A 26468-nucleotide genomic window follows, 5' to 3' on the forward strand; every position below is an offset into this window, starting at 1 on the left:
CCGCCAATGAGCGGGGGACTCAGGGCGTTGGGCTGTGCGCGCAAGCGGGGGGAGGCTTGCGCGCATACTGGCGGGGTGTTGCCTGGCGGTTCAGGCCTGGCAGTACGTCTCGTGCAAATGGCGCCACAGCAGTGCGCCGCTGGCCTGTTTCTCGAAGACCACCGTGGCGCGGCGATCGGTCTGGGTGCCGCTGTCGTCGATCTGATGTTCGCGGTAACTGACGACGGCGCCGCGGGCATGCCGGTCAATGCCGCTCAGTTCGCTCAAGGTGATCTTCAACCCTGGCCGCTGGCCGCCCAGGCGGGTGAACAGGTAATTGACCCCAGCGGCGTTCATGCGTGTGCCGGTGGAGGGCGCAATCATGCTGAACTCCGGCGAGAAGCGCGCGAGCAGCCTTTGCAGCGTGCCTTCAGGCGCCACGCCGGCGAACCACTGTTCGATCTCGACGTGGGTCTGGATCACTTCTTCGAAAAAGTCGCTGTAGTCGATCATTTACAAACTCCTATTCAAACCAAAGCGTCGCTTCAATACGTTTTCCAACAACCCTTTGGGCAGTAACGCCGCCATCAACGGCAGTGCCCGACTGCCATTGCCCGCGCGCAATAAGCGGGGCGGTGTCGGTTGTTGCACGGCATTCAGGACCTGGCTGGCAAATCGGCTGGCCGGTGTCGGGTTGTCCTGGGAGGCCCGGGAGCGCGCGCGGATGCCTTCGCGCAACGGCCACCACGGCGATTGTTCGTTGATCAACAGCTCCGCCTGGGCCCCGGCGTTTTTCGCAAAGCGGGTATCGATTGCGCCCGGTTGCACTTCCATCACCCGCACGCCAAACGGCGCCAGTTCCATGCGCAGGGCATCGCTCAAGGCATGCACGGCGGCTTTGGAGGCGCAGTAGGCGCCAGCGAATGGCGTCACCAGCACCCCGGAAACGCTGCCGATATTCACCACCAGGCCTTTGCCGCGACGCAGCGCGGGGAAGAACGCCTGGGTCACGCCGACGATGGAAAATACGTTGGTTTCGAACTGACACTGCAGCGCCTCGGTGCCGCCGTCGAGCAACGGGCCCATGGCGCCGTAGCCGGCGTTGTTGACCAGCACATCCAGCTCGCCCCACTGCTCGGCCAGGTGCTGCAAGGCGGCGCTGTCGTTGACGTCCAGTTGCACCGCGTTGAAGCCGGCGGCGGACAAGCCGGCGACGTCTTCCGGTTGGCGGGCGCTGGCCCACACGTCGAAGCCGGCGGATTTGAAGGCCTCGGCCAAGGCGCGCCCGATGCCGCTGGAGCAACCGGTGATGAGTACGTTGGGCATGGATCGGTCCTTTGTCAGTCCGAGAAGCTGCCTTGCAAATGCTCGGCGCGAAATTCCAGGGTTTGCGGGCGGTAGCCAGGGCGCAGCGGCGGGGTGGGCAGGCAGTCGTCCCAGGTGGCGCCGGCCTGCAACTCGCCGGGGCCGCGATAGCGTGGGGCAGCGTAGACGTTGTCGGCCAGGTTGACCGTATCGCCCGGCGCATAGGCAGCGACGCGCCAGCGCAGTTCGGTCAGCGGTACGTCGTTGCCGTTGTTCAGGGTCAGCTTCAGTGGGCGGTCGGCCGGGCAGTCCTGCGGGGCGTAGACAATGCGCAGCTCCAGGCGCGCCAGTTGCGACGCTTCGCGATTGTCCAGCCACACCACCCACACGCCCACCAGCCCCAGGCCCACAGCGGCGGCCAGCGATACGGGCAGGGCTTTGGCCGGGTAGCGCAGCAGCAGGACCAACCAGGTGATGATCAGGAGAACGCCGAAGAACATGGAGACCACCTCGAATAGGGAACGAGCATCCTAACTTAAGCGTAGGTGGGATTGGCTACCTTGAGTGCTGCGGTGGCCGGGCGGGCCTCATCGGGGGCAAGCCCCCTCCCACCTTTGATCTTTGAATACATTCAAATGTGGGAGGGGGCTTGCCCCCGATGAGGCCCTCACAACCAGCGCAAATCCCAAACAAAAAGCCCCCTCCCACCTTTGATCTGTGAATACATTCAAATGTGGGAGGGGGCTTGCCCCCGATGAGGCCCTCACAGCCAGCACAAATCCCAAACAAAAAGCCCCCTCCCACCTCTGATCTGTGAATACATTCAAATGTGGGAGGGGGCTTGCCCCCGAGAGGCCCTCACAGCCAGCACAAATCCCAAACAAAAAGCCCCCTCCCACCTTTGATCTGTGAATACATTCAAATGTGGGAGGGGGCTTGCCCCCGATGAGGCCCTCACAACCAGCACAAATCCCAAACAAAAAGCCCCCACCCAAGCCACTGCGGATAGGGGACGCAATGACCTGGGCGAGGGCTTCTTTTACGACTGTTTTACTGCGCGATCGTTTTCACCGACACGCCACGTTCCACCGGCGTCGAGCGACCGTAGATATCCTCAAACCGCTCGATATCGTCTTCGCCCAAATAGCTGCCCGATTGCACTTCGATGATCTCCAGCGGGATCTTGCCCGGGTTGCGCAGGCGGTGTACCGAGGCGATCGGGATGTAGGTGGACTGGTTCTCGCAGAGCAGGAACACGTTCTCGTCACAGGTGACTTCGGCGGTGCCGCTGACCACGATCCAGTGTTCGGCGCGGTGGTGGTGCATCTGCAGCGACAGGCACGCGCCCGGCTTGACCGAGATGTGCTTGACCTGGAAACGCCCGCCCATGTCGACCGAGTCGTAGGAGCCCCACGGACGGTAGACTTCGCAGTGGTTCTGGGTTTCGCTGCGCCCTTGTTCGTTGAGGGTGGCGACCATCTGCTTGACGCCCTGGACCTTGTCCTTGTGGGCAATCATCATCGCGTCCTTGGTTTCCACCACCACGATGTTTTCCAGGCCGATCACCGACACCAGCTTGCCGTTGCCGTGGATCATGCAGTTCTTGCTGTCCTGGATCACCACGTCGCCTTTGGTGACGTTGCCGTTGACGTCTTTATCGTTGACCGCCCACAGCGACGCCCAGCAACCCACGTCGCTCCAGCCCGCGCTCAGCGGCACCACGCAGGCGCGCTGGGTTTTTTCCATCACCGCGTAGTCGATGGAATTGTCCGGGCAGCAGGCGAAGGTGGCTTCGTCGAAGGTCACGGTGTCGGCGGTCTGCTCGCTGCGTTCCAGGGTCAGCACGCAGGTGTCGTAGATGTCCGGGTCGTGCTTTTTCAGCTCTTCGAGGAAGCGGCTGGCGCGGAACAGGAACATGCCGCTGTTCCAGAAGTAACCGCCGCTTTTGACGAACTCGACGGCGCGTTTTTCATCGGGTTTTTCCACGAACTGTTGTACGCGGCTCACGCCTTCGGGCAGCAGCGAATCGTTGGCGGACTTGATGTAGCCATAACCGGTTTCCGGACGGGTCGCCGGCACGCCGAACAGCACCATCTCGCCACGCTCGGCGGCCACGGTGGCCAGGGCCAGGGCGCGTTGCAGGGCTTTCTGGTCGTCGATCACATGGTCGGCCGGCAGCACCAGCATCAGTTCATCGCGGCCTTCGTTGACCAGCATCATCGCGGTCAGCGCCACGGCTGGCGCGGTGTTGCGGCCGAAGGGTTCCATCAGGATGCGCTGGGCTTCCAGCTTGCGCACGCTCAGTTGCTCGTTGACGATGAACCGATGGTCTTTGTTGCAGACCACGATTGGGGTGTCCATGCCATCGAATACCAGGCGCTCCAGGGTTTGCTGGAACAGCGTGTGCTCGCCGGTCAGGGCCAGGAACTGTTTAGGAAACTGTTTGCGCGAAAGCGGCCAAAGACGTGAGCCGCTACCACCGGAAAGGATTACTGGGATCATGCTGTTTCTCCTTGAATCGATTTGGGTCAGAGCTACGAAGGTTTGTCGTTCCACTCTTGTTTTTGTCTCGGTCCGAACTGACGCCTCTGCCCTCTGTAGGCGCGAGCTTGCTCGCGAAGAACTCCCCGACACCGCGTACATCCAGAATGCCCGCGTCATCATTGGCGATTTTCGCGAGCAAGCTCGCTCCTACAGTGGGTTGCTGTCAGTCCGAGAAATGTTTAGCGGGTCGACACGGGGCGTTTCACCCACACTGGCGACAGGCTTGAACCGGAGCCGGTGATGTACAGCACCGCCGCCTCACCACGCTCCAGGGCTACCGGTTTCACGTCGCCGACTTTCTTGTCGCCGTCGTACAGCGCCAGGCTGACCTTCACCGGGTTGATTTCACGCTCGCCACGGCCTTTGGCGGCGACGGCCTTGACCACGTCGGTCTTGCCGTCGGCGGTTTTCAGGGTCAGGGCCTTGTCGCTGAGGTTCTGCACGCGCACCAGGGATTTCTGTTTGTTCTTGAACGGCGGTTCTTCGATCAACTGCGGCTGACCGCTGCTGTTGTTGACCAGGGTGTAGTAGTGGTCGGCGGCGAGCTTGACCGACACGGTCTGGCTGCCCACCTTGGCGCTGTAGTCGCCGCCGGGCATGAAGCTGAAGTCGCTGCTGGCCAACGGGGCGACGTCGCTCAGGTTGGTGGCGCCGACGGTGGCGCTGACTTCCTGATTGGAGGCGTTATAGACACGCACGAAGCTCGAGCCTTTCGGTGCGACAGGGCCGTACAAGGCCGCGTCACCGGCGAAGGCGGACATCGATACAACGCTCATGCCGGCAACCAGGGCCAGGGTCTTGGCGAGACGACGCGGAGTAGTAGTGAAAGTCATGTGAGTTACCTCTCTTTCAGTTTTGCGCCCGTTCGGGCGTCTCGGATTTTGGGTGTTTAGCTGGAGTGTTCAGAGCCATGTTCTGTTGGCGCGCACCGGCTTGTTTGAGTTGCGCGACCCACTGCGGGTCGGCATCGCCGATTTCGTTGTTGACAGGCAGATAGCGTTCGGGGAACTCCCAGATCAGCACCTGGGGCGGGCGGTTCTTGAAGTCATCGCTTTTGAGGTAGCTGAGCATCGGCAGGATCGGGCCATGGCCGTCTTCGGCGTAGCTGATCACGTCGCTGCCCAGGGCTTGCTTGAGCGCCCCGACGAAGTTCCAGTTGGGGTTGGCGCTGTAGCTGGTGCCGACCAGTGCCACCGGGGTTTCGCTGTCGCTGAACAGCGCGTCGTCGCCTTTGGTTTCGGCCAGGTGCGTGACGCGTTTTTCCAGCGGCTCCTTGGGCGGCATCAGGTTTTCGAACAGCGGGTCGAGCGGCAGGAACAGGCGCAGGTCGCCCTTGTGCGGTGCGGTTTTCTCGGCCTCGGTGACAAAGCGCTGCGGTTCGCCGCTCAGTGGGGCCTTGTCGGCGATCGCCTTGGCCAGTTGCTTGGCGGCGATTTCGGCACCGTCCGGGGTCCAGTGGGTGTCGGTGCGCAGGAACACTTGCTGGCCGCCGAGCTTGGCCTGTTGCAGCGGGCCAAGCAGGTCGGGGGCGAGGATCTTGTCGGCGGCGACACGGGCGTGGAAGTCCTGGTACAGGTTGGCGTGGATGCTCGCCGGTTTCACGTCACCCAGGTGTTCCGGGTACAGGCGCACCTTGGCCGGCACGATGGCGAGCACCAGTTGAATGCCTTGGGCCTTGAGCTGCTGGCGCACGCCTTCGACCAGGGCGTAGTTGCCCTCCAGGTTCTGCTCTTCGTTGACGGCGGGGTTGAACTCCTCGTCGCTGTACAGCCAGTGATCGCGGCCCAGCACCACGCCGGGGCGGCCTTCATTGAACAGCTTGTAGTCCAGCGCGGCCCAGAGGTTGGTGCCCAGGCGCTTGATCGGGAACTGTTCGTCGTAGTGGGTCTCGACGGCTTTGGTCCAGCGGCCGTTGAGCACGGTGGCGTCGGCATTGGTGCTGAAGCCGAAGAAACCGCGCAACGACCAGGCGCCCAGGGCGAGCAGCACCACCAGGAACAGGCTGATATAGAGGACGCGCAATGATCGGGTCATGGTCGGCTCCCTCAGAATTGGAAGTAAAGGAACGGCGAGAAACTCTGCGCCGACAGTTTCAGAATCGACGCCACGAACAGCAGCAGCACGGCAGCGCGCATGGCGTAGCGTGGCCAGTCAGCGGTCCAGTAGGCCGGTTGCACGGCGGCGTCTTTGCCTACGGTGAAACCTGGCTGGTGGATGCTGCCCGGGTCGTCGCCCGGCACGGCCTTGATCAGGCTCGGGTCGGCCGCCTTGGTTTTCTCGGCAGGGCGGTTGCTGTAGAAGTCGCGCAGGCCAAAGAACGCCAGCGTTGCGTAGGCCACCACCAGGGTCGCCACTTGCAGGCCGGTGAGGCTGGCGCGGTTGAGTTCCGACAGCGACCATTCGCCAAAGCTGAACATCGCGCCGTACATGCGCCCGGCGACGTGCAGGTTTTCGGAACGGAAGATCACCCAGCCCATCACCACCAGCAGGAAGGTCAGCGCCCAGCGGATCGGGTTGAAGCTGCGCGGCGAGGTGTTCAGGCCGATGGCTTTCTCGATCGCCAGCCACATGCCGTGCCAGGCGCCCCACACGATGTAGGTGATGTTCGCGCCGTGCCACAGGCCACCGAGCAGCATGGTCAGGAACAGGTTGCGGTAGGTGATCAGCGTGCCTTTACGGTTGCCGCCCAGGGTGATGTAGAGGTAGTCGCGCAGCCAGGTCGACAGGCTGATGTGCCAGCGCCGCCAGAACTCGGTGATCGACTGGCTGATGTACGGCTGCTTGAAGTTTTCCATGAAGCGGAAACCCATCATCAAGCCCAGGCCGATGGCCATGTCGCTGTAGCCGGAGAAGTCGAAGTACAACTGCGCGGTGTACGCCAGCGCACCGAGCCAGGCATCACCGGTGGTGGGGTTTTGCAGGGCGAAGCAATGGTCGGCCACCACCGCCAGGGTGTCGGCGATGAAGACCTTCTTGATGAACCCCTGCATGAACCGCGTACAGCCTTCGGAGAACTTGTCGAGGGTGTGGGTGCGGTTGTTGAACTGGTCGGCCAGGTCGCGAAAGCGCAGGACGGGGCCGGCGATCAGGTGCGGGAAGATCGCCACGAACGCGGCAAAGTCGATGAGGTTGCGCGTGGCCGGAGTGTCGCCGCGATACACGTCGATGATGTAGCTGATGGACTCGAAGATGTAGAACGAGATCCCGATCGGCAACAGTACGTGGGTCAGGATGAACGGCTCCAGGCCCGCCGACTTCATCATCACGTTGATGCTGTCGACGCCGAAGTTGGCGTACTTGAAGTAGCCGAGGATGCACAGGTCGACGGCCACGCCCAGCAGCAGCCAGCGTTGCGCCGGCTTGGTACGCACGCCGGCGGCACCGACCTTGAGGCCGATCCAGTAATTCCACAGCGTGACGGCGGCGAACAGCGCCAGGAAGTCCACTCGCCACCAGGCGTAGAACACGTAGCTGGCCAGTAGCAGCAGCAGGTTGCGATAGCGTTGCCCGCTCAAGTAGTACAAGCCGAGAAAGATCGGCAAGAACAGAAACAGGAACACATTGGACGAGAAAACCATCCCGATCTCTCCATGTTTAACCAACAGTCAAGGGCCGCAGCCCCCCCAAACCCCCCCACGAATCCGGGGGGAGGTTGTATTGCTCAAATGTGGGAGGGGGCTTGCCCCCGATGGCGGTGTAACAGTCGCCATCTGTGTTGAATGACACACTGCTATCGGGGGCAAGCCCCCTCCCACATTTCTAACCGCGTTTCGTCAGCTGCCTTTGTTGCCTTTTTCGTGCGTCGGGTCGTAGACCTTGGTCAGGTCGCCCCCGAGGCGGAAGGTCTTGAACGGCTGCATCCCATGTTTGCGCTCGAGCACATCCGGTGCGCAGGTGTAGAGGGTGCAGAAGGGTTCAAGCCAGGCGAATTTCATGTCTTCCTTGAGGTCCTTCATGTCCTGCTCTTTGCCGTTCTTCTGCTCGAAGATCTGCGGGTCCTTGACCCCGGCCAGCACCTTGTCGCCCAGGCGTTTGAGCGCGCCGTTGTTTTCCTGGCGCAGATCCACGCCGTTGACCAGGGCAAAACTGGCGATCATCGACAGCGGCGGCAGGGCGTAGTTGTGGTACGACAGCGCGCGTTGCTGGCGCTTCAGTTCGTTGGGCAGGAAGCCCTGGTCGTCGACCTGGTTGGCGCCGACTTTGTATTCCTTCACCGCCCAGTCAAACAGGTCGCGACGGTTGGTGGCGATGGACGTCGCCATCACCGACCAGGCGGCCCAGTAGGAGTGGTTGTTGGTTTTTTCCAGCGGCAGGTTGTCCCAGTCGCTCACCACCTGATCGGCCAGCCGGTTGAACCAGGCTTCGATCAGTTGCGATTCCTGCTGATGGTTGGCCAGCGGGTGCGAGTCGGAGAACTTCAGGCGCACATAGGCCGAGGCCATGCTGCCCAGCGCCCATTTGCGCATGGATTTGCCGGTGTGGTTGAAGTCCTTGGACATCAACGCATCCGCCTTGGCCCAGCTGGTCAGCCAGTTGAGTGTGCATTCCAACTGTTCCGGGCGACCGTCGCGCATGAACTGCATCACGCGCTTGCTGGTGTCTTTTTCCAGCTTGGTGATGTCGGCGGTGCTGTCGCGAAAGGCCTTTTCCGACTGCACGTTCAGCGTGGAACGGGCCTTGTCCGAGCCTTCGTACTTGCTGCGAAACTGCAGCGAGCCGGTGTACGGCGCCGGCATGGCGTCGCAGCCGTCCTTGAAGTCGCCGGTCTTGAACGCTTCCACCGGGGCGAAATAACCCTGGGGCGGACGCAGTGGCGCGGCGGCATTCACAGAACCGGCGAAGATCGCCAGGCCCAGCAATGTGGGGATCAATAACTTCTGCATAGGTAACCTCATTGCCCGAGTGAGGCAGTCTTCTGACCGCCGCTTGGGAATACGTTGCGTGTGCAAATTTTCGCTTCGACTTTCTGCGCGGCAGCACCCGCTTCGGGGCCCTGCACTTCCACGGCCAGCAAGTTCTGCGAGGCCCAGTCTTCGTCGGTGCGCAGTTCAAAGGCGAAACGCCCGTCTGTATCGGATGTTTCGGGTTTTTCGATCTTGATGTCCTCGTGGCGCCCGTTCATGTACCAGAGGGTGGCTTGCAAGGTTTTCACCGACGGGTCGGCGAAGCGGATGTCGACCTGATGGTTGGCGTTGCGCAGGTCTTTGTTCGAACTGTTGACCAGCAATTCGTTCTTGCCGGGTTTCAGGGTGGCGCTGGCGCTCATCTGCGCGGTCTTGCCTTCGCAGCCGTTGTCCAGCAGCGCCATCATCTGGCGGTAGATGGTTTCCTGGTCGAGGCGGTACAACGGCGAGAATTCCCAGATCAGGATTTTCGGCGGCGTCTTCTGGAACTCGTCGCTGCCCAGGTACTGGATCATCGAGCCTTCCAGGCCGCCGCCGGGGAAGGCGACGTTGAGGATGTCGGCGCCGATTTCCTGTTCGAGGAAGCCGGCGAAGTTGTAGTTCTTGCCGCTGTGGCTGGTGCCGACCAGGGTGATCTGCGGGTTGCCCGAATCGCCGAACAGGTCGCCGTCGCCCGCTTCGCCCTTGGGCTCAGTGGTGAACTGGTCCATGTACTGGATCGCGTAGCTGGTGCCACACAGTTGCCCGGCCATGTTGTGCAGGGTGCCGGTCTTGCCCATGCGCCCGGAGCGCTTGGTTTCGAATTCGCGCTTGGGAATCTCGGCGAACTCGGGCATCGCGCGCACTTTGGCACCGACGATTTTCGCGGTGCGCTGGGCGCCGTAAGGGGTCCAGTGCTGGTCGCCGCGGAAGTAGAAATCGTGGGCCGGTAATTCATCGGGCAACTGCTCGTTGGTCAACGGCGACAGGTCCGGCACCACGTAGCCCATCTTGGCGAAACGGCCGAGCATGCTCTTGTAGTTGCCCAGGGCCTTGTCGAAATCGAACGCGGCTTTCTCTTCGGGGTTGAGCTTGTTGCGGTTCACCAGGCCACGGGTCGGCTGGTAGACCACCACCAGTTCCACGCCCTTGGCCTTGAACGCATCGTGCAGCTGTTGCATGCGTTTGTAGCCGGCGGGGCTGGTGTCGAATTCGGTGCGCAGGTCTTCCTGGGTACGGAACAGCCAGTCGCCCTGGGCTTGCACCAGGGTGGTGAAGTTCTGCTGGTAGCGCGTGGTGTAGTTCTTCGCGTCGTGGGCCGCCGGGCACAGGCTGCAGCACGGTTCGGCGCTGAAGGTCGGCGCCTTGATCTCGTCGGCGCGCACGCCCTGGCTGGCCGCGAGCAGGCCGAGGGTCAGACCCGAGAGGCTCAACAGTTTGATCATGTGTGGGTGCATAAGGGTCATCCTCAGTCCTGCATTTCGGTCTGGCGTTCGACAGGGTCGATCAGCACGGCTTTCTGCTGGCGTACCAGCAGGTCGAGAATTTCTTCCTGACGATCGCCCAGCACGCCGGAGAAGCTGATGCCGCTGGATTTGGTCGGCGCCAGCATCGACACGCGGTACAGCTCGATACTCAACGGCGAGTCGATCGACAGCGGCCCGCTGCCGTTACCGGCCAGTTCGCCGCCGACCACGATCAGCGAGACCTTGGTGTCGAACGGGTCGAGGGCGATGTCGCGGTCGGTGTCGGTCAGGTCCTTGATGTGGCCATAGACGCCGGTCAGCCCGTTGGCCATCGAGGTGTTTTCGTACAGCTTGATGTTGACGCTGTTGCGTATGCGGATGCCGTGGCGACGGTTGGCGATCACCTTGTTGCCCCACAACAGGTTGTCGCCGCTCTCATAGAGCGTGATGCCGTCGGTGTGGTTGCGGTAGATCTCGTTGTCGGCGATCAGGTTGTTCACGCTGTTACGGTCGATCACCAGGCCCGAGAGCTTGTTGTCGTAGCTGCGGTTGTTGAAGATGAAGCTGTCGTTCACTTCCCGGGAAATGATGATGCCGTGCTTCTTCTTGGTGCCGTAGACGGTGTTGTCCGCGATGATCAGGCCGTGGGAACGGTCGTGGGGGTCGATGCCGTAGACGATGTTGTCTTTGTAGGTGTTGCCCTTGATCACGAAGCCTTCGGTCTCGTAGCAGTAGAAGCCGTACCACATGTCCGAGAACTCGGAATCGATGATCCAGCCGGTCGGCTCAGGGCGCTTGAGCACCTTGGCCATGTTCGGCGTGTACTGGGAAATACTCACCCCATACGACTTACTGTTGGCGTAACCGAAACTGGCCATTTTGGTGTTGGCGATGTAGGTCTCGGTGCCGCCCCAGGCCAGCAGGAACGGGCGGAACTCATTGGGCGACTGGTAGGTCGCCGGGCCGTTGGCCTTTTCTTTCCAGCCGGTGATCTTGGTATCGCGCACAAACAGTTGGCCGTCGTTGATCAGGAACGAACCGGCTTCCTGGGACAGGCGCAGTTCTTTGGTGTGCTTGTCGATGTCGAGGATGCCCTTGCGCCCGACCACGATCGGCAACTTGGCGAGGAACACGCCCGGCGAGGTTTCGCTGAGGTACTGCTTGGGCACTTTGCCCAGCAGGTCCTTGAGGTTCATGTAGCCGTCGTCGATAAAGATCGCCTGGGGAATGCCGTGCTGGCGCACCACCCACTCGGCCATCTTGTTGTCGCCGCCGATGAAGTCCTTCAGCGCGTCTTCCTGCATCATGCGGCGGATGCTGATTTTGCCCGGCTTGGTTCTGACGATTTTCTTTTCCATCGCCGCGGCGGTGTAGCCCGACAGGTCCGGCAGGGCCGGCTTGGGCATTTCCAGCGGCGCGGTCGGCGGGCTGGAAATGGTGTAGGTCTTGGCCTGTTGCAGTTCTTTGGCGATGGTCGGCGCCTTGACCGGCTGCGCGGTATCGGCGAAGGCTGTGGCATTGGCCATCAGCATCGCGGTCACCAGCAAGCATCTGCCTGTGAAGGGGTGAGCAATCATTGCGCGGGCTCCCATCAGAACTTCCAGATCACGTCGACAAAGGCGCGATGCATGTACGAGTCGACCTGGCTGCCATAAGCGTCGCCCGGTTTGAACACGCCGGCACGAAAGCGCACCAGGGCCGACGGTTCGTCGATCGACTGGCTGAGCGCGGCCGGCAGCAGGCCTTTCTTGAAGTACTTGGTGACGACCAGGTCCATCTCCTGACCCAGGTCTTTCTTGCCGTCTTCAAGGGGCAGGGAGGTGCTGGACAGGATCGCGCCGGTCACGTCGTCGGTGTTGTTCTGCACGGCGTCGATGCCGTTGCTGCCCACCGGCTTGTTGCCGTCGACGCGCCAGAACTTGTGGTACACCAGGCTGGCGTCGTAGTCCTCGCGCAACTGCCAGGAGCCGAACAGGCTCATGGACTGCATGTTGTTCATCTCGCCGCGGAACGCTTCGCCGAAGCGATGCAGGCGGGACTGGGTGCCGGTGAAGTTCGAACGGTTGCTTTGCAGGCCGTTCTGTTCGTACTCGGCGCTGGCGCGGGCATAGGCTGCACCCACTTGCCACTGCGGGTCGAGGCGCAGGCGGATACCCAGGTCGGTGGCCCAGCCGCTCACGTCTTCGCTGCGCTTGGCGTTGCTCGGGCGGGTGCCGTCGGCGTTCAACGCGTTGACCCTCTCGCGGTCGCCCTGCATGCCGGTGACGCTGGCCCAGTAGTTGACGGTGTTGGTGTTGCGCCAGTTGTAGGCGTCGCTGTTGGCTTCGATGCCGAGCCAGGTCAGGTCGCCGTTCTCGCGCTTGTCCAGCGGGTCGCTGGCCACGCCGGGTTCGGCGTAGTCGAGCTTGCCGTCGTCATGGGTGTGGTGCCCGCGCAGGCCGATCCACTGGCCCGGCGTCCACTGGTAGGCGGCGTCGGCGTAGAAATGCTGGCGGTCCTTGTCCTTGGGCGACAGTTCCTTGAGGTCGGTGCGGTATTCGCTGAAGCGTTCGGCGGCGCCGACGTTGGCCTTGAGCAGGGTGGTGTCGAAGGTCCAGTTCAGCGCTTCGATGTTGGTGTCGCGCCATTGGCCGTCGTCATTGCGCAGACGCTGGCGGCCGAACTTGAGGAGCTCGCCGGGGTAGGGCGTGAAGCCGCTGTAGCCGACCCAGAACTCGCGCAGGGCCAGGTAGTTTTTCTTGGTCTTGCGGTCGTTGTTGCTCGACTGTTCGGTGGTGTCACTCGACGACTGTTGCAGGGTGTCGGTCTCGATGATGTCGCTCGAGGCAACGGCCTGGCCCATGGCGTAGGCGCTCCAGTTGCCGCTTTCGCCGTAGATCCACGGGCGCAGGTCGAGGCCGATGCCGTTGACGTCGCCACCCTTTTGGGTGCCGAGGTCACGGTCGTCTTCGGACTGGCCGGTGACTTTGACTTCCAGGCCGAAGTTATTGGCTTCGGTCAGCGCGGCCAGGGTCGGGCACGACCACAGCAGGGCGAAGGTCAGGCCGATACCGGCCTGCACGAATGGATTGAGCTTCATAGGGATTCCTCGCCGTCTTCTTCTTGCAGGGCGTGCAGTTGCAGCGTGCTCTGGGCCAGGGTGCCGCGCGCGGCCAGTTCCTGTTGCACCAGGCGTTGGCCTTCGGCGCGTTGTTCCGGCGTCAGCGGGGCTTCGAGCTGCGTGGCCAGGTCATTGGCCTCTGGTGTGCCCTGGGCTTTAGCCAATTGGCTGAAGACATAGGCGTTCAATGGGTCGGGCTTGGTGCCCTTGCCTTGGGAAAACAATTGCGCGATGGCGAAGTCGGCGCTGTTCTGGCCGTTGCGCGCAGCGGTCAGCAGGTGGTCCAGGGCTTTTTGCGAGTAGACCTTGCCCAGGTAGCCACGGCGGTAGATCTGGCCGAGGTAGTAGTCGGCGGCCACTTCGCGGCCCAGGGCTTTCTCGAAATGCGCTTCGGCGGCCTTGGCGTCCGCCGGCACCCACTTGCCATCGTAGTAGAGCTTGCCCAGCAACAGCTCGGCGCGCGGCTGGTCGGCGGCGCGGCCGTTGTCCAGGTACTTCATCATCTGGTCGACGTCGCCCAGTTCCGGGAAGTCGTAGAGCAATTGCGCCAGGCTGACCCAGGATGCGGGGTAGCCGGGGGCGATTTTTTCCAGCAGCGCCTGGGCGGTTTTCTCGTCGGTCTTGCCCAGCGTTGCGTCGCCCAATACGCGGGCCACGCTGTCGATGCGCTGTGCGGTGACGGTGCCGCTGCTGTAGCCGGCTTCCATTTGCTTGAGCAGTTCGGCCTGTTTTTCTGGCTCGGCTTTTTTCTGGTAGACCGTGGCCAGTTCGACGTAGCAGATATCGGTGGTGTTCAGCGCGGCCTTGCAGATGCGCTCGACATCATCCAGATGCTGGTCGTAGGTGTCCTGGGTGCGATACAGCAGCACCTGGGCCAGACCGGCTTCCGGGTAACCGGCGGCCTGCCATTTGTTGATCTGCTGCTGGGCGTTCACGTTGGGGAAGCTGTGCGGGTATTGCAGGTACAGCATCGCCAGCGGGATCAGGGTGTTGCCTTCGCCATTGGCAAAGGCTTTTTTCAGCAGGCCTTCGGCTTCATGGTGTTCGGCTTCGGTGGCGCCGGGCTTGGCCACCAGCAGGCGCCCCAGGCGGGCCTGGGCGCGCGGCGAAATATCCGCAGCGGCGCGGTAAGTGGCCTCGGCCTGTTTGATCTGCGCCGGATCGCGTGTGCCGACCTGGATATCGGCCAGGCCCACCTGGGCCTCGCTGTAACCCAGGGTCGCCAGTTGCTGGTAATTCTGCTGCGCGGTGAGCGTGTCGCCCCGCTTGAGGGCTTCGTTGGCCAGGCGCTGGTCGGGCAGACCGGCGCAACCGGCGAGGCTGACCGCAAGGGCCAGCAACGCGACAGGACCCTTGTGGGAGCGGGCTTGCTCGCGATGCAGGCCGTGCGGTCCGTCAGGCAAACCGCACTGATCCCATCGCGAGCAAGCCCGCTCCCACAGGGATTGCGGTGTTTTCAGGAGAGTCGTCACAGGCATGTCCTCGCTTACAGTCCGGCAGCCATGGCTTTATCGATCAGCCAGTTCAGCGATGGGCCACGGTCGCTGGTGACTTCCACCGGGCGGCCGGCGTAGGCGCTGTCCAGCGGTGCGTCCGGCTTGATCTGCACGCGGATGTCGGAGGACAGGTCGGCGCTGTTCAGGCTGGTGCTGCTGACGATGGTGCCGGTGCGGGTCTGTTCTTCGTCGGCGACCTGGAAGTTCACCGGGGTACCTGGGCGAACGTCAGCGAACTGGCGGTAGGAGAAGCGTGCTTCCACGTTGGCCAGGCTGCCGCGAGGCACCAGTTGGAAGATCACGTCGCCTTTGCTTGCGTATTGACCGTCGGCCACCATTTGCTGGGCCACGATGCAGTCGCAAGGCGAGGTCAGGGTGCCGGTCATTTGCTTGCCGAACAGTTCTTCGACCTTGGCCGGTTGCAGTTGGTCTTCGTCCAGATGGCCCTTGAGCACGTCGAGCATGCTGGTGCTGAAGGTCGCGAGCGGCGCGCCTTTGGCTGCCACCGCGTCGCCTTTGAGCAGGCTTTGCACGGTGCCGTCGCGGGGCATGGTCACGTTCATGCCGGGCACGCTGACCAGGCCGGCCTGGGCGTGGCTGACGAAGTACATGCCGTACAGCGATTTGAAGACGAAACCGAATGCCGCCAGGCCCACCAGGAAGATCGCCAGGCTGAACGTCACGGCGCGCAGGCGGCCGAAGACGCTCATGTTGCTGCCGCCGTCCTTGACCTTGCGCGCCTTGGTGAAGTTGTCGCGTTGCAGGGTGGCGAGTACGTCGCCCATGGTCACGATATCGCCCGACAGGTGCGACGTGATCAGGTGACGCAGCGTGGAAATATCCTGCGCGTCGAGGTTCTGGAACTGGCAACCGGTGCGCCCGCTCTGGCGGTCGTAGGAGCGAATCTGCAGCTCTACATCCATCGCCAGGCCGAGGTTGTCGATGACAAATTGCAGGCGACCCTTGTGCACTTCGCCAACGATCAGCGGCTGGGTGGCGGTGAACGCCAGGCCGCCGGCGGACAGGTCGATGACCCGCGCTTCGGTCGGCGTGCGGTCAGTGTTGAAAAAGCGCAACTTGGCCGGGATTTTGACCCGGGCGTGCTGGCGTTGGGCTTCGGATTCGTGGACAACGTTGGCGTTTACTTGGCTGTTCATCAGGGCAATTTCCTAGAGTTAATTCAGGCTTGGCAGGGTCAGACCATCATCAGCAACACGGCGACGAAAATGCTGCCGGCGGAGAAGGTCATGGTCCGAGACGACCAGGTGTTGAACCAACGTTGAAAGCTGGCCAAATCGCGGGTCAGTTTGGTGTCCTGGCGGGTCCAGGACTGTTGATCGAGGCGGAAGAACACGTAGATCTTCACCAGCGCGCCCATGATCTGGTTGTAATAGAGAATCACCGGGTACGCCGGGCCGATCCTGTGCCCGGAGCACGACAGCAGCACGGTCAGGATCAGGCGGGTGATGCCGATCCACAGCAGGTACGCGAGGATGAACGCACCGCCGTACTTGAAGGTGGCGATGATCGCCACGGTCAGGCCGAGCAGCGAGGTCCACATCGACACGCGCTGGTCGAACAACACCACGCTGGTGAACAGGCCGAGGCGACGTACACCCAGGCCCAGGGCGCGGGAGTTCTGGCGCAGGTTGTTGCCGTACCAGCGGAACATCAGCTTGCGGCTGGCTTTGATAAAGCTCTTTTCAGGCGGGTGCTCCACGGTGTTGATTGCGGCATCCGGTACGTAGAAGGTGTCGTAGCCCAGGCGCATCAGGCTGAACCAGCTGGACTTGTCGTCGCCGGTCAAAAACTTGAAGCGGCCCAGGCGCCAGTGTTGCAGCGAGTCGCTTTCCACATCGGCGATAAAGCCCGGGTCGGTGACCACGCTGGCGCGGAACACCGACATGCGCCCGGTCATGGTCAACACGCGCTTGGACAGGGCCATCGAGCACATGTTGATGTGGCGCTGGGCGAAGCGCAGTTTGTGCCATTCGCTCATGATGTAGCCGCCGCGCACTTCGCAGAACTCGTTGGTGGTCAGGCCGCCGACATTGCCGAACAGCTGGAACCACGGCACGGTTTTGCGCACGACGCCTTCGGCGAGCACGGTGTCGCCATCGATCACTGCAACCACGGCGCGGTCATCCGGCAAGTGGCGGGAGATGGCGCGGAAACCGAAGGCCAGGCCGTCGCGCTTGCCGGTGCCGGCGATACGCACGAAGTCGAGCTTCACATGGCCCGGCGGGTTCATGCGTTCCCACAGGCTTTTCACCAGCAGTTCATCGGACATTTCCACCAGCGAGCAGACCACGGTGGTGGGGAAGCCGCATTCGATCGCTTCGCGGATCACCGAGCTGTAGACCTGCGCGGTGGTCAGCGCATCGATCCGGAAACTGGTGACCATCAGGAACACATGGGACGGGTCCGCGGCCTTGCCCAACTTGCGCACTTTGCGCCGCAGGTGGGGGTAGACCACGTACAGGAACAGCATGCCGCGAAAGAAATGCGTCGCACCCATCGAGTAGCGCCAGATACCGACGGCGCCAATCAGGAAAATAAAATTCTTCGACTCGGAGTCGAACGTACTCGCCGGCAACAGCAGGGCGAGTCCCATCAGCAGGCTCAAGAAGAACAGCCAGCCGGCGGATTGGAGCAGTACGTGTTTTAACTTGGACATAGGCGTCATCCGCAGGTGAAGGAGGTTTCGAGCTGCAAGCGCTGGGGATCAGGACGCTGGCAGCCCGAAACTTGCGGTTGCTGTTACCAGCAAATACCTTCGGTACGGCCGCTCACACTGGTGGCCTTGGACATGAAGCCCACCAGGTCGACCACTTGCTTGCCGTGCGGTGCGTTATGGGCCAAGGCCCGGAACTTCTCGTCACGGTTGCCGAGGATGATCACGTCGCAGTTGTTGATCACATCGTCGAAGTCCGAGTTGAGCAGGGACGACACGTGCGGGATCTTGCCTTCGATGTAGTCCTTGTTCGCGCCGTGGACACGGGCGTATTCGACGTTGCTGTCGTAGATGCTCAGGTCGTAACCCTTGCCGATCAGCATTTCCGCCAGCTCCACCAGGGGGCTTTCGCGCAGGTCATCGGTGCCGGCCTTGAAGCTCAGGCCCAGCAGGGCGACTTTGCGTTTGTCGTGGCCGGCGACGATGTCGAAGGCGTTCTGCACCTGGGATTCGTTGCTGCGCATCAGCGAGTTGAGCAGCGGCGCTTCCACGTCCAGCGAGCCGGCGCGGTAGGTCAGGGCGCGCACGTCTTTGGGCAGGCACGAGCCGCCGAACGCGAAGCCCGGGCGCATGTAGTACTGGGACAGGTTGAGGGTCTTGTCCTGGCAGACCACTTCCATCACTTCGCGCCCGTCGACGCCGACGGCCTTGGCGATGTTGCCGATCTCGTTGGCGAAGGTCACCTTGGTGGCGTGCCACACGTTGCAGGTGTACTTGATCATTTCGGCAACGGCGATGTCCTTGCGGATGATCGGCGCGTCGAGTTCTTCGTACAGCGATTGCAGGACATCACCGGAGGCTTTGTCGAATTCGCCGATGACGGTCATCGGTGGCAGGTCGTAGTCGGCGATGGCGGTGGATTCACGCAGGAACTCCGGGTTGACCGCAACGCCGAAGTCGACGCCGGCTTTCTTGCCGGAGCAGTCTTCGAGGATCGGGATCACCACATTGGCCACGGTACCCGGCAATACGGTGCTGCGCACGACGATGGTGTGGCGGGTGGTCTTGTCACGCAGGACAAAGCCGATCTCGCGGCATACCGATTCGATGTAGTTGAGTTCTAGGTCGCCGTTTTTCTTGCTCGGCGTACCGACGCAAATCATCGACAGGTCGGTAGCGCGGATGGCTTCGGCGAAGTCGGTCGTACCGCGCAGTCGTCCGGTCTCGATACCCTGGCTCAGCAGCTCGCCCAGGCCCGGTTCAACGATCGGCGATTTGCCTGCGTTGATCAGGTCGATTTTTTCCTTGGAGATGTCTACGCCGACCACTTCATGGCCGCGGGCAGACAGGCAACCGGCACAGACTGCGCCAACGTAACCCAAACCAAATATGCTGATACGCATCGCATTTACCTCTGTATTAAATCATGCCATTAAATGGCCGGAGTTCATGTTTGCAAGCGTCACTGATGCCGCGAAAGTTAGGCGAATAGACGCCGACTTGCCGCGTGCAGGCATGTTGAATAACGAGTGACTAACTATTGCACTCAAGTTGTGCGCAACTTGGCCTTGTTGTTGGTGCTTGCCCTGAAATGCAGCCGGCCTTCCTGGGAGAAGGGCCTGGCGCCAGTGCAACAGGGCCTTGATAAAAGGCTGTAAGCCTATAATTATCAATGCCTTGGGTTGTAGCACTGACCCATTGGGGTAAGCACGGCCTTGGCCTTATAGTGTGTGGCAATCGATCCTTATCGCCGCTCTTAACTAATCGGTTGGTAATATGAGCCCAGAGTCAAAGTTTAATGTGACAACTTTGCTACTTCCGTTGGTCGCCATGTAAGTCATCTCTTACAGAAGCGGAGAATTCCGTTACCGGTGGTATGAGCGGTGCTTTAGGGCTAAGTTCCTGGCCGCTCATCCTGTTTCCGGAAATTTCTTGAAATATCAGCAAAGATGGCACTGGTACTATATTGATAGCACTTGCTATTTGGGCCAGTAGTTACGGGGAGTTGGCGCGCGGGAATAGTTTTGTGCCACTAGTGATTTAAAAAAGTGGTGCCACTACGAAAAAAAATGACGAATGTCGAGTGAAATAATTGTTAGAGATGCGTCATGATATTTTTTGACGCCAAGCAATTGACGATTCCCGATGTGAAATGCAGACAAAAATGTGGGAGGGGGCTTGCCCCCGATGGCGGTGTGTCAGTCTATCCATGTATGACTGATCCCCCCCCATCGGGGGCAAGCCCCCTCCCACATTTGATCTTTAGCGTCTATGAGGGCGGAGCAGGGCCTTATTCCGGTGCGTGATCGCGCAGGAACACCAGGTTGTCCGGCTTGGACTGCTCGGCATTGAAGCGATAACCCTGCACATCGAACTGCTTGAGCTGGGCCGGGTCGTTGATACGCTCTTCGATCACGAAGCGGCTCATCATGCCCCGCGCCTTTTTCGCGTAGAAGCTGATGATCTTGTACTGGCCGTTCTTCAGGTCCTTGAACTCGGTATTGACGATCCGCGCATTCAGCGCCGTGCGCTTGACCGCCGAGAAGTACTCGTTGGACGCCAGGTTGAGCAGCACGTCATCGCCTTGTTCGGCCAGGGCTTGGTTGAGCCACTCGCTGATCCGGGTGCCCCAGAAGGCGTACAGGTCCTTGCCACGGGCGTTGGCCAGTTTGGTGCCCATCTCCAGGCGATACGGCATCATCAGGTCCAGGGGGCGCAGCAGGCCGTACAGGCCCGAGAGCATGCGCAGGTGGTCCTGGGCGTAGCTGAAGTCGGCGTCGCTGAAGGTGTCGGCGTTGAGGCCGGTGTACACGTCGCCCTTGAACGCCAGCAACGCCTGCTTGGCGTTGGCAGGTGTGAACGCCGGGGTCCAGCTGCCGAAGCGCGCGGCGTTGAGGCCGCCGATCTTGTCGGACACATGCATCAATTCGCTGATCTGCGCCGGGCTCAGGTGGCGCAGTTGCTCGATCAACTCCTGGGAATGGTCCAGGTACTGCGGCTGGGTAAAGCGCTGGGTCGCAGGCCTGGACTCGAAGTCGAGGGTCTTGGCGGGGGAAATCACCATCAGCATGAAGTTGGCTCCTGTAATCGTGCTTGTAACGTGGGCGGGATTCTAGGGGGTTGGGCACTTTGACTCCACCTATGATGGCGATAGGCGCGATCCGTTATGATGGCCGGTGATTCTGGAGAGGGAGACCCTGTGTGCGAATAGCGCTTTTATTGTCGGCGTGCCTGTTTTGCCTGAACGCCCACGCGGCGCCGGTGGACGTGGCCAGCCTGGATCGCGGCGTCTGGCCGGAAAAACTCAGCAGCCCTGCGCTGTTCGACGTGGCCTCACGCGCCGAAATATTGATGTTCGCCCGCAGCCTGATCGGCAGCGAAGCCCTGGATGAAGCGGCGCTCAAACAGCGCCTGGGCCTGAAGATCATCAACCTGGCGGCCATCGACGATCTGCGTCGCCAGCTCTGGCGGCGCCTTCTGGAGAATTACATCGCTGCCCAGGAAAGTTGCGAGGAGGATGCGTCGTTCTGCTACCTGGTAGAAAACATGGACGACCTGCGCGAGCAGGCCGGCAAGTTCGAGGTCAGTGACAACTCCTTCTATATAGGCTGGGCCGGCCCAAGCCACAATTTCCACGAGCGTTACCTGGACGAACTGCTGCGCAAAGCCGCGCTGTTCCCGCAGATCAGCAGCGAAATCGCACGTTTCGGTGACCATGAGCGCAATGGCGACGAATTCAACGACCGCCTGTTCCTGCTGACCTTCGACGGCGGCCCGGCACCGGTCAGCGGCAATACCGACTGGCTCACCGATTACCTGCGCAAGCAGAAGATGAACGCCACGTTCTTCGCCCTCGGCAGCAGCCTGCAAAACCGTGTGGAGCGCAGTTCCGTCGCGGATGTGCAGGCGCTGTATCAGGGGCAGTGCGTGGGCACTCAAGGTTGGCAGTACCGTTCCCACAGCCATTGGGTCGACTGGCAAAGTTCGATCATCCGCAGCGCCGCGCTGGCGCAGAACCTGATGCCGGAAAACTACGTGCCGCTGTTCCGTCCACCCTACGGCCAGCGCCGCGCGGACAGCCAGGGTTTCTTCCAGTCCCAGGGTTTGCAGGTGGCGTTGTGGGATATCGACTCCCAGGACGAACCGGGCAAGCTCAAGGCCGATGAGTCGGCGCAGCGGGTGCTGACATTGATGTTGTTGTGGCGCAAAGGGGTGATTGTGTTTCACGACACCCAGGACAAGGCGCGGGTCGCATTACCGATGGTATTGCAGGCAACGGCGCAAAGCGGGCTGGGTTGGCAGGACTGCCGGGAGGCGTTTCGCTGAAGAGGCTGAAGTGCCCGCTCCCGTTGGGGATGCGGCATTTTCGGGGTGATTTTGTACGATATTTCTATGCGGGCCGACTTCCGACTTTAACGGGGTAGCTGGCACTCGGCTAGTGCTATTCGTCATCCTGAAAAATAAACTTCAAAAAAACGTCAAAGTGCTTTTTCCTGTCATGGGTTTTGCGGTATTACGAAGTCAGATCGCCGAAACCTGCAACACAGGTGGCGTCTTCCAAGACTCCTCATGTGGGCACTGCACTTGACGTCACGCAAGGTGCAGTCGGTGGTCGAATCGAGGCGCAGCACTGTTGTGGTATTGCGTCGACTGGCTCCCACAAAGGTGACCGAGTATGGATGATCATGGACGTAACCCTTCTTCCGACCAGCCAATCCTTTATGTGCTTGATACCAACGTACTGATCCACGATCCGAACGCTCTGCTTAACTTCGAAGAACACCACGTCGCCATCCCGATGATCGTGTTGGAGGAACTCGACAAACTCAAAAGCGGGCATCACAGCGTGGCCGCCGAATGTCGCCAGGCCATCCGCCTGATCGACAAAACCCTGGGTGAAGCGTCACCCGAGGACGTCGAAGTCGGCGTGCCGATCCAGCGCGGCAAAAGCGGGCCCAAGGGTTTGTTGTCGATTTTGATGAGCAAGCGCAGCGAGCCCAACAGCCTGCTGCCGGAAAACCTCAACGACAACAAAATCATCAACCAATTGATCGACCTGCACGCTCGTGACAAGGACATGCGCGTGGTGCTGGTGACCAAAGACATCAATATGCGCCTCAAGGCACGAGCGTGTGGGATCGCTGCCGAGGACTACAGTACCGACCAACTGGTCGACGACGTGTCGATGCTGTCCCGTGGTTATCACACCATGACCGGCTCGTTCTGGGACCGCGTCAGCAAGGTCGAAACCCGTCAGGACCACGGTCGCACCTGGCACCAGGTGCAACTGATCGACAACCTGCCGGCGGTACACGTCAACGAGTTCATCATCGACGAACAGGGCTTCGTGGGCTGGATCAAAGAGATCCAGGTCGACAGGCTGCTGATCCTCGACCTGCATCAGGAACCCCTGTTGCACCAGGAAGCCTGGGGCCTGAAACCGCGTGATATCTACCAGAGCCTGGCGCTGTATGCGCTGCTCGACCCGGACATCCACCTGGTCAACCTGACCGGTGCCGCCGGCTCGGGCAAAACCATCCTGGCTCTGGCGGCCGCCATCGAACAGACCATGGTGACCAAACGCTATCGCCGCATCATCGCCACCCGCAGCGTGCAGGGCCTGGACCAGGAAATCGGTTTCCTGCCCGGCACCGAAGCGGAAAAAATGGAGCCGTGGCTGGGGGCGATCACCGACAACCTCGAAGCTTTGCACATGGATGACGAAAACACCCATGGCAGCGTCGACTACATCCTCAGCAAAGTGCCGTTGCAGTTCAAATCCCTCAATTACATCCGAGGTCGCAGCTTCCAGCAGAGCCTGATTTTGATCGATGAGTGCCAGAACCTCACGCCGCACCAGATGAAAACCATCATCACCCGTGCCGGCGCCGGTTCCAAAGTGGTGTGCCTGGGCAACCTGGCGCAGATCGACACCCCTTACCTGTCCGCGACCAGCTCCGGGCTGACTTACCTGACGGAACGCTTCAAAGACTTCCCGAACGGCGTGCATATCGCGCTGCAGGGAGTTCCACGTTCGATCCTGGCCGAATACGCCGAATCTCACTTGTAAACGCGGTCCATGTAGGAGCGAGCTTGCTCGCGAAGAGTGTCTACGATAACGCGGGTCTCTGGAGCCCCGCGTTGTTCTTTGGTTTTTCGCGAGCAAGCTCGCTCCTACTGGGTTTACAATCGACGCTCCTGATCAGGAGTATCCCTGTGCTGACTCATCTCGATTCCCAAGGTCGCGCCCATATGGTCGACGTCACCGACAAGTCCGTGACGTTCCGAGAGGCGGTGGCTGAAGCGCGGGTGCGTATGCTGCCCGAGACACTGAAAATGATTGTCGATGGTGCCCATCCCAAGGGCGATGTGTTTGCCGTGGCCCGTATCGCCGGGATCCAGGCGGCGAAAAAAACCAGTGATTTGATCCCCTTGTGCCATCCGCTGATGTTGACCGGCGTCAAGGTCGAACTGAGCGCCGAGGGCATAGACTCCGTGCACATCGTGGCGCGCTGCAAACTCTCGGGCCAGACCGGCGTAGAGATGGAAGCGCTGACGGCCGCCAGTGTCGCTGCGTTGACCATCTACGACATGTGCAAGGCCGTGGACCGCGGCATGACCATCGAAAACATCCGCCTGCTGGAAAAGCTCGGCGGTAAAAGCGGGCATTTCAAGGCGGACCAGGCATGAGCATCAACGTACTGTTTTTTGCCCGCTACGGCGAAACGATCGGCCTGGATTCCCTGGAGATGGAAGGCGACTTCGCCACCGTCGAGGCCGTGCGCCAGGCATTGGTTGGCGATCCGGGCTTTGACGTGCTCAACGAGACCAGCTTGATGTGCGCGCGCAATCAGGAAATGTGCAGCGTCGACGAGCCGCTCGAAGCCGGTGATGAAGTCGCCTTCTTCCCACCCGTGACCGGAGGCTGAGCATGGCCATCCGTGTGCAGCCCGCGCCGTTTGACCCCGGCGTCGAAGTCAACGCGATGCACGCCGCCAATGTCGGCGTCGGCGCGGTGGTGAGTTTTGTCGGCTATGTCCGCGACTTCAATGACGGCCACGACGTGGCGGGGATGTTCCTGGAGCATTACCCCGGCATGACCGAAAAGGCCCTGGCCAAGATCGCCGTGGAAGCCGAACAACGCTGGCCGCTGCTCAAGCTGGAAGTGCTGCACCGCATCGGCGCGCTGGAACCGGGCGAGCCCATCGTCTTCGTCGCCGCTGCTAGCGCGCATCGCCAGGCTGCGTTTGATGCCTGCGCGTTTGTGATGGACTACCTGAAGACCCGTGCGCCGTTCTGGAAGAAAGAAAGCACCAGCGAAGGTGCGCGTTGGGTGGACGGGCGCGATAGCGACCACGCCGCAGCGGATCGCTGGAAGTAGCCAGCCGAACACATCCCTCAAAATCAGCTGAAATCAAATGTGGGAGGGGGCTTGCCCCCGATAGCAGTGGGTCAGTTGGCAAGTTCTGCGACTGACACTCCGCTATCGGGGGCAAGCCCCCTCCCACATGTTTGACCGCATTTGAGCTTACGGGCGTTTGCGTTCTACAGCCCGGAGCAAGTGCGTCGGCGGTGTCTCGCAGCTGATCTTGCGGCCCAGCAGCGTCTCGATCGACGGCAACTGATACGAGTCATCCTCCCCGGCAAAGCTGATCGACACGCCCGCTGCCCCGGCACGGCCGGTGCGGCCAATACGGTGTACGTAGTCGTCGGGCATTTCGGGCAGGGTGAAGTTGATCACATGGCTGATGCCGTCGATGTGAATCCCGCGCCCGGCCACGTCGGTGGCCACCAGCACGCGGATCTTGCCTTCGCGAAAGCCTTCCAGGGTCTTGATGCGCTTGTGCTGCGGCACGTCGCCTGACAGTTGCGCGGCGTTGACGCCATCACGCACCAGGCGCTCTTCGATACGGCGCACTTCGTCCTTGCGGTTGGCAAACACCATCACGCGCTCCCAACCGTTGTCGTTGATCAGGTTGTAGAGCAGCTTGTACTTGTCGGCACCGGCCACGGCGTAGATGTGTTGCTCGACGTTTTCGCTGGCGACGTTCAGCGCCTCGATCTCGACGATGGACGGCTCGGTGGTCCACTGCTTGGCGAGGTTCATCACGTCTTCGGTGAAGGTCGCGGAGAACAGCAGGGTCTGGCGCTCGTTTTTCGGCGGGGTCTGGCGAATGATCTGGCGTACTTGCGGGATAAAACCCATGTCGAGCATGCGGTCGGCTTCGTCCAGCACCATCACTTCGACCATGTCCAGGTGTACGTCGCCGCGCTGGTTGAAGTCGAGCAGGCGGCCCGGAGTGGCAACCAGGATGTCGCAGTGGCGCGCTTCGAGGTGCTTGAGTTGCTTGTCGAAGTCCATGCCACCGACAAACGTCATGACGTTGAGGCCGGTGTACTTGGTCAGGTCGGCGGCGTCCTTGGCGATCTGCACCACCAGCTCGCGGGTCGGGGCGATGATCAGCGCGCGCGGCTCACCCATGTAGCGTTCTTTCGGCGGCGGCGTTTGCAGCAGTTGGGTGATGATCGAGATCAGGAACGCGGCGGTCTTGCCGGTGCCGGTCTGGGCGCGGCCGATGGCGTCTTTGCCGGCCAGGGTGAAGCCCAGCACCTGCGCCTGGATCGGTGTGCAGTACGGGAAGCCCAGGTCCTGGATGGCGTGCATCAGTTCCGGTGCGAGCTTGAAATCGTGGAAGCGGGTTTTGCCTTCCTGGGGTTCGACGACGAAATCTTCGAGTTTCCACGGCGTGACGGGCGGCTTGGGCGCGCGTTCACGGCGTGCGGCTTTTGGCGCAGGCGCAGTTGCCGCAGCGGCTTCGGCCGGTTTCGGCGGTTCGGTTGGCGTCACCTCGAGCGGTTTCGGCGCGGTCACAGGCGCGGCCAGGCCAGGCTGTTTACCGTCGTGGCGGCTGCCGGGTGTCGGGACGGGAGCACTGGGAACTGGCGCGAGCGGCTCAGCCTCGCTTTTGCCGAACATCTTCTTGAGTGCTTTGAGCACGGTGATCTCATTAATTGGTTAAG

Annotated in this window: 22 protein-coding genes; 5 read left to right on the plus strand and 17 right to left on the minus strand. The window is 61.4% G+C overall.

Annotated elements, in window-relative coordinates; genetic code table 11:
* Nucleotides 1–90: 90 nt before the first annotated feature.
* From ACP7E3_RS09075 to yaaA, 16 genes are all read right to left on the minus strand, one after another.
* Entirely contained in the window at nucleotides 91–492 is a 402-nt protein-coding gene (locus ACP7E3_RS09075; protein ID WP_017845899.1) for a hypothetical protein, read from the minus strand.
* Nucleotides 493–1305 (minus strand): SDR family oxidoreductase, encoded by an 813-nt coding sequence (locus tag ACP7E3_RS09080; protein WP_046384633.1) that lies wholly within the window; start codon nucleotides 1303–1305, stop codon nucleotides 493–495. It lies immediately after the preceding gene.
* Between the two features lie 14 nt (nucleotides 1306–1319).
* A complete protein-coding gene (locus ACP7E3_RS09085) occupies nucleotides 1320–1784 on the minus strand; it encodes a hypothetical protein (protein ID WP_017845897.1) in 465 nt (154 codons plus the stop codon).
* Nucleotides 1785–2334: 550 nt separating this feature from the next.
* On the minus strand, nucleotides 2335–3786 hold the full coding sequence (locus tag ACP7E3_RS09090; RefSeq protein ID WP_046384632.1) for a mannose-1-phosphate guanylyltransferase/mannose-6-phosphate isomerase: 1452 nt from the start codon (nucleotides 3784–3786) through the stop codon (nucleotides 2335–2337).
* Between the two features lie 221 nt (nucleotides 3787–4007).
* Complete coding sequence (locus tag ACP7E3_RS09095; RefSeq protein WP_046384631.1) at nucleotides 4008–4661, minus strand: alginate O-acetyltransferase AlgF; 654 nt, start codon at nucleotides 4659–4661, stop codon at nucleotides 4008–4010.
* Nucleotides 4662–4677: 16 nt separating this feature from the next.
* Nucleotides 4678–5862: an alginate O-acetyltransferase gene (locus tag ACP7E3_RS09100; protein ID WP_046384630.1), complete on the minus strand. Its 1185-nt coding sequence runs from the start codon at nucleotides 5860–5862 to the stop codon at nucleotides 4678–4680.
* 11 nt (nucleotides 5863–5873) lie between these two features.
* The gene (locus tag ACP7E3_RS09105; RefSeq protein ID WP_046384629.1) at nucleotides 5874–7406 is read right to left on the minus strand and encodes an MBOAT family O-acyltransferase; all 1533 of its coding nucleotides are present in this window, start codon (nucleotides 7404–7406) and stop codon (nucleotides 5874–5876) included.
* 195 nt (nucleotides 7407–7601) lie between these two features.
* Nucleotides 7602–8711 carry a mannuronate-specific alginate lyase gene (locus tag ACP7E3_RS09110; RefSeq protein WP_126587567.1) on the minus strand — a complete coding sequence of 370 codons (1110 nt, stop codon included), beginning with the start codon at nucleotides 8709–8711 and terminating at the stop codon, nucleotides 7602–7604.
* An 8-nt stretch (nucleotides 8712–8719) separates the two neighbouring features.
* Nucleotides 8720–10168: an alginate O-acetyltransferase gene (locus tag ACP7E3_RS09115; protein ID WP_046385355.1), complete on the minus strand. Its 1449-nt coding sequence runs from the start codon at nucleotides 10166–10168 to the stop codon at nucleotides 8720–8722.
* Nucleotides 10169–10179: 11 nt separating this feature from the next.
* A complete protein-coding gene (algG, locus tag ACP7E3_RS09120; RefSeq protein WP_201021910.1) occupies nucleotides 10180–11769 on the minus strand; it encodes a mannuronan 5-epimerase AlgG in 1590 nt (529 codons plus the stop codon).
* Complete coding sequence (locus tag ACP7E3_RS09125; protein ID WP_177029871.1) at nucleotides 11769–13256, minus strand: alginate export family protein; 1488 nt, start codon at nucleotides 13254–13256, stop codon at nucleotides 11769–11771. Before ACP7E3_RS09125 ends, algG begins: the two co-directional genes overlap by 1 nt.
* Entirely contained in the window at nucleotides 13253–14755 is a 1503-nt protein-coding gene (algK, locus tag ACP7E3_RS09130; RefSeq protein ID WP_426122906.1) for an alginate biosynthesis TPR repeat lipoprotein AlgK, read from the minus strand. The genes ACP7E3_RS09125 and algK overlap by 4 nt, the downstream gene beginning before the upstream one ends.
* 8 nt (nucleotides 14756–14763) lie before the next feature.
* Nucleotides 14764–15930 carry an alginate biosynthesis protein Alg44 gene (locus ACP7E3_RS09135; RefSeq protein ID WP_017848639.1) on the minus strand — a complete coding sequence of 389 codons (1167 nt, stop codon included), beginning with the start codon at nucleotides 15928–15930 and terminating at the stop codon, nucleotides 14764–14766.
* A gap of 38 nt (nucleotides 15931–15968) precedes the next feature.
* Nucleotides 15969–17450, minus strand: a complete 1482-nt coding sequence (gene alg8 / locus ACP7E3_RS09140; RefSeq protein WP_017848640.1) for a mannuronan synthase — start codon at nucleotides 17448–17450, stop codon at nucleotides 15969–15971.
* Nucleotides 17451–17533: 83 nt separating this feature from the next.
* The gene (locus ACP7E3_RS09145) at nucleotides 17534–18850 is read right to left on the minus strand and encodes a nucleotide sugar dehydrogenase (protein WP_046384626.1); all 1317 of its coding nucleotides are present in this window, start codon (nucleotides 18848–18850) and stop codon (nucleotides 17534–17536) included.
* Nucleotides 18851–19737: 887 nt separating this feature from the next.
* A complete protein-coding gene (gene yaaA / locus ACP7E3_RS09150; RefSeq protein WP_046384625.1) occupies nucleotides 19738–20517 on the minus strand; it encodes a peroxide stress protein YaaA in 780 nt (259 codons plus the stop codon).
* 131 nt (nucleotides 20518–20648) lie between these two features.
* Between yaaA and ACP7E3_RS09155 the strand changes: the two genes are divergently transcribed.
* From ACP7E3_RS09155 to moaE, 5 genes are all read left to right on the plus strand, one after another.
* Complete coding sequence (locus ACP7E3_RS09155; protein ID WP_057004283.1) at nucleotides 20649–21773, plus strand: polysaccharide deacetylase family protein; 1125 nt, start codon at nucleotides 20649–20651, stop codon at nucleotides 21771–21773.
* A gap of 349 nt (nucleotides 21774–22122) precedes the next feature.
* Nucleotides 22123–23517, plus strand: a complete 1395-nt coding sequence (locus ACP7E3_RS09160) for a PhoH family protein (protein ID WP_017848644.1) — start codon at nucleotides 22123–22125, stop codon at nucleotides 23515–23517.
* A gap of 146 nt (nucleotides 23518–23663) precedes the next feature.
* Nucleotides 23664–24137 (plus strand): cyclic pyranopterin monophosphate synthase MoaC, encoded by a 474-nt coding sequence (gene moaC, locus ACP7E3_RS09165; RefSeq protein WP_046384623.1) that lies wholly within the window; start codon nucleotides 23664–23666, stop codon nucleotides 24135–24137.
* The gene (locus tag ACP7E3_RS09170; RefSeq protein ID WP_426122911.1) at nucleotides 24134–24376 is read left to right on the plus strand and encodes a MoaD/ThiS family protein; all 243 of its coding nucleotides are present in this window, start codon (nucleotides 24134–24136) and stop codon (nucleotides 24374–24376) included. The genes moaC and ACP7E3_RS09170 overlap by 4 nt, the downstream gene beginning before the upstream one ends.
* A gap of 2 nt (nucleotides 24377–24378) precedes the next feature.
* Entirely contained in the window at nucleotides 24379–24828 is a 450-nt protein-coding gene (gene moaE, locus ACP7E3_RS09175) for a molybdopterin synthase catalytic subunit MoaE (protein WP_057004284.1), read from the plus strand.
* Between the two features lie 147 nt (nucleotides 24829–24975).
* On the opposite strand, the gene rhlB is transcribed toward moaE, so the two are convergent.
* Nucleotides 24976–26451 carry an ATP-dependent RNA helicase RhlB gene (rhlB, locus tag ACP7E3_RS09180; protein ID WP_032804813.1) on the minus strand — a complete coding sequence of 492 codons (1476 nt, stop codon included), beginning with the start codon at nucleotides 26449–26451 and terminating at the stop codon, nucleotides 24976–24978.
* Nucleotides 26452–26468: the final 17 nt, after the last annotated feature.

The organism is Pseudomonas sp. PSPC2-3 (genome assembly GCF_049898265.1).
GTDB classification, from domain to species: Bacteria; Pseudomonadota; Gammaproteobacteria; order Pseudomonadales; family Pseudomonadaceae; genus Aquipseudomonas; species Aquipseudomonas veronii.

What these genes read in the sequence shown, in the direction of transcription:
- ACP7E3_RS09110 (WP_126587567.1), bottom strand. Translation starts at nt 8,711, where the DNA reads ATGCAGAAGTTATTGATCCCCACATTGCTGGGCCTGGCGATCTTCGCC.
- ACP7E3_RS09095 (WP_046384631.1), bottom strand. Translation starts at nt 4,661, where the DNA reads ATGACTTTCACTACTACTCCGCGTCGTCTCGCCAAGACCCTGGCCCTG.
- ACP7E3_RS09080 (WP_046384633.1), bottom strand. Translation starts at nt 1,305, where the DNA reads ATGCCCAACGTACTCATCACCGGTTGCTCCAGCGGCATCGGGCGCGCC.
- ACP7E3_RS09085 (WP_017845897.1), bottom strand. Translation starts at nt 1,784, where the DNA reads ATGTTCTTCGGCGTTCTCCTGATCATCACCTGGTTGGTCCTGCTGCTG.
- algG (WP_201021910.1), bottom strand. Translation starts at nt 11,769, where the DNA reads ATGGGAGCCCGCGCAATGATTGCTCACCCCTTCACAGGCAGATGCTTG.
- moaE (WP_057004284.1), top strand. Translation starts at nt 24,379, where the DNA reads ATGGCCATCCGTGTGCAGCCCGCGCCGTTTGACCCCGGCGTCGAAGTC.
- ACP7E3_RS09145 (WP_046384626.1), bottom strand. Translation starts at nt 18,850, where the DNA reads ATGCGTATCAGCATATTTGGTTTGGGTTACGTTGGCGCAGTCTGTGCC.
- ACP7E3_RS09075 (WP_017845899.1), bottom strand. Translation starts at nt 492, where the DNA reads ATGATCGACTACAGCGACTTTTTCGAAGAAGTGATCCAGACCCACGTC.
- ACP7E3_RS09105 (WP_046384629.1), bottom strand. Translation starts at nt 7,406, where the DNA reads ATGGTTTTCTCGTCCAATGTGTTCCTGTTTCTGTTCTTGCCGATCTTT.
- alg8 (WP_017848640.1), bottom strand. Translation starts at nt 17,450, where the DNA reads ATGTCCAAGTTAAAACACGTACTGCTCCAATCCGCCGGCTGGCTGTTC.
- ACP7E3_RS09125 (WP_177029871.1), bottom strand. Translation starts at nt 13,256, where the DNA reads ATGAAGCTCAATCCATTCGTGCAGGCCGGTATCGGCCTGACCTTCGCC.
- yaaA (WP_046384625.1), bottom strand. Translation starts at nt 20,517, where the DNA reads ATGCTGATGGTGATTTCCCCCGCCAAGACCCTCGACTTCGAGTCCAGG.
- ACP7E3_RS09170 (WP_426122911.1), top strand. Translation starts at nt 24,134, where the DNA reads ATGAGCATCAACGTACTGTTTTTTGCCCGCTACGGCGAAACGATCGGC.
- ACP7E3_RS09115 (WP_046385355.1), bottom strand. Translation starts at nt 10,168, where the DNA reads ATGCACCCACACATGATCAAACTGTTGAGCCTCTCGGGTCTGACCCTC.
- ACP7E3_RS09090 (WP_046384632.1), bottom strand. Translation starts at nt 3,786, where the DNA reads ATGATCCCAGTAATCCTTTCCGGTGGTAGCGGCTCACGTCTTTGGCCG.
- algK (WP_426122906.1), bottom strand. Translation starts at nt 14,755, where the DNA reads ATGCCTGTGACGACTCTCCTGAAAACACCGCAATCCCTGTGGGAGCGG.
- ACP7E3_RS09135 (WP_017848639.1), bottom strand. Translation starts at nt 15,930, where the DNA reads ATGAACAGCCAAGTAAACGCCAACGTTGTCCACGAATCCGAAGCCCAA.
- ACP7E3_RS09160 (WP_017848644.1), top strand. Translation starts at nt 22,123, where the DNA reads ATGGATGATCATGGACGTAACCCTTCTTCCGACCAGCCAATCCTTTAT.
- ACP7E3_RS09100 (WP_046384630.1), bottom strand. Translation starts at nt 5,862, where the DNA reads ATGACCCGATCATTGCGCGTCCTCTATATCAGCCTGTTCCTGGTGGTG.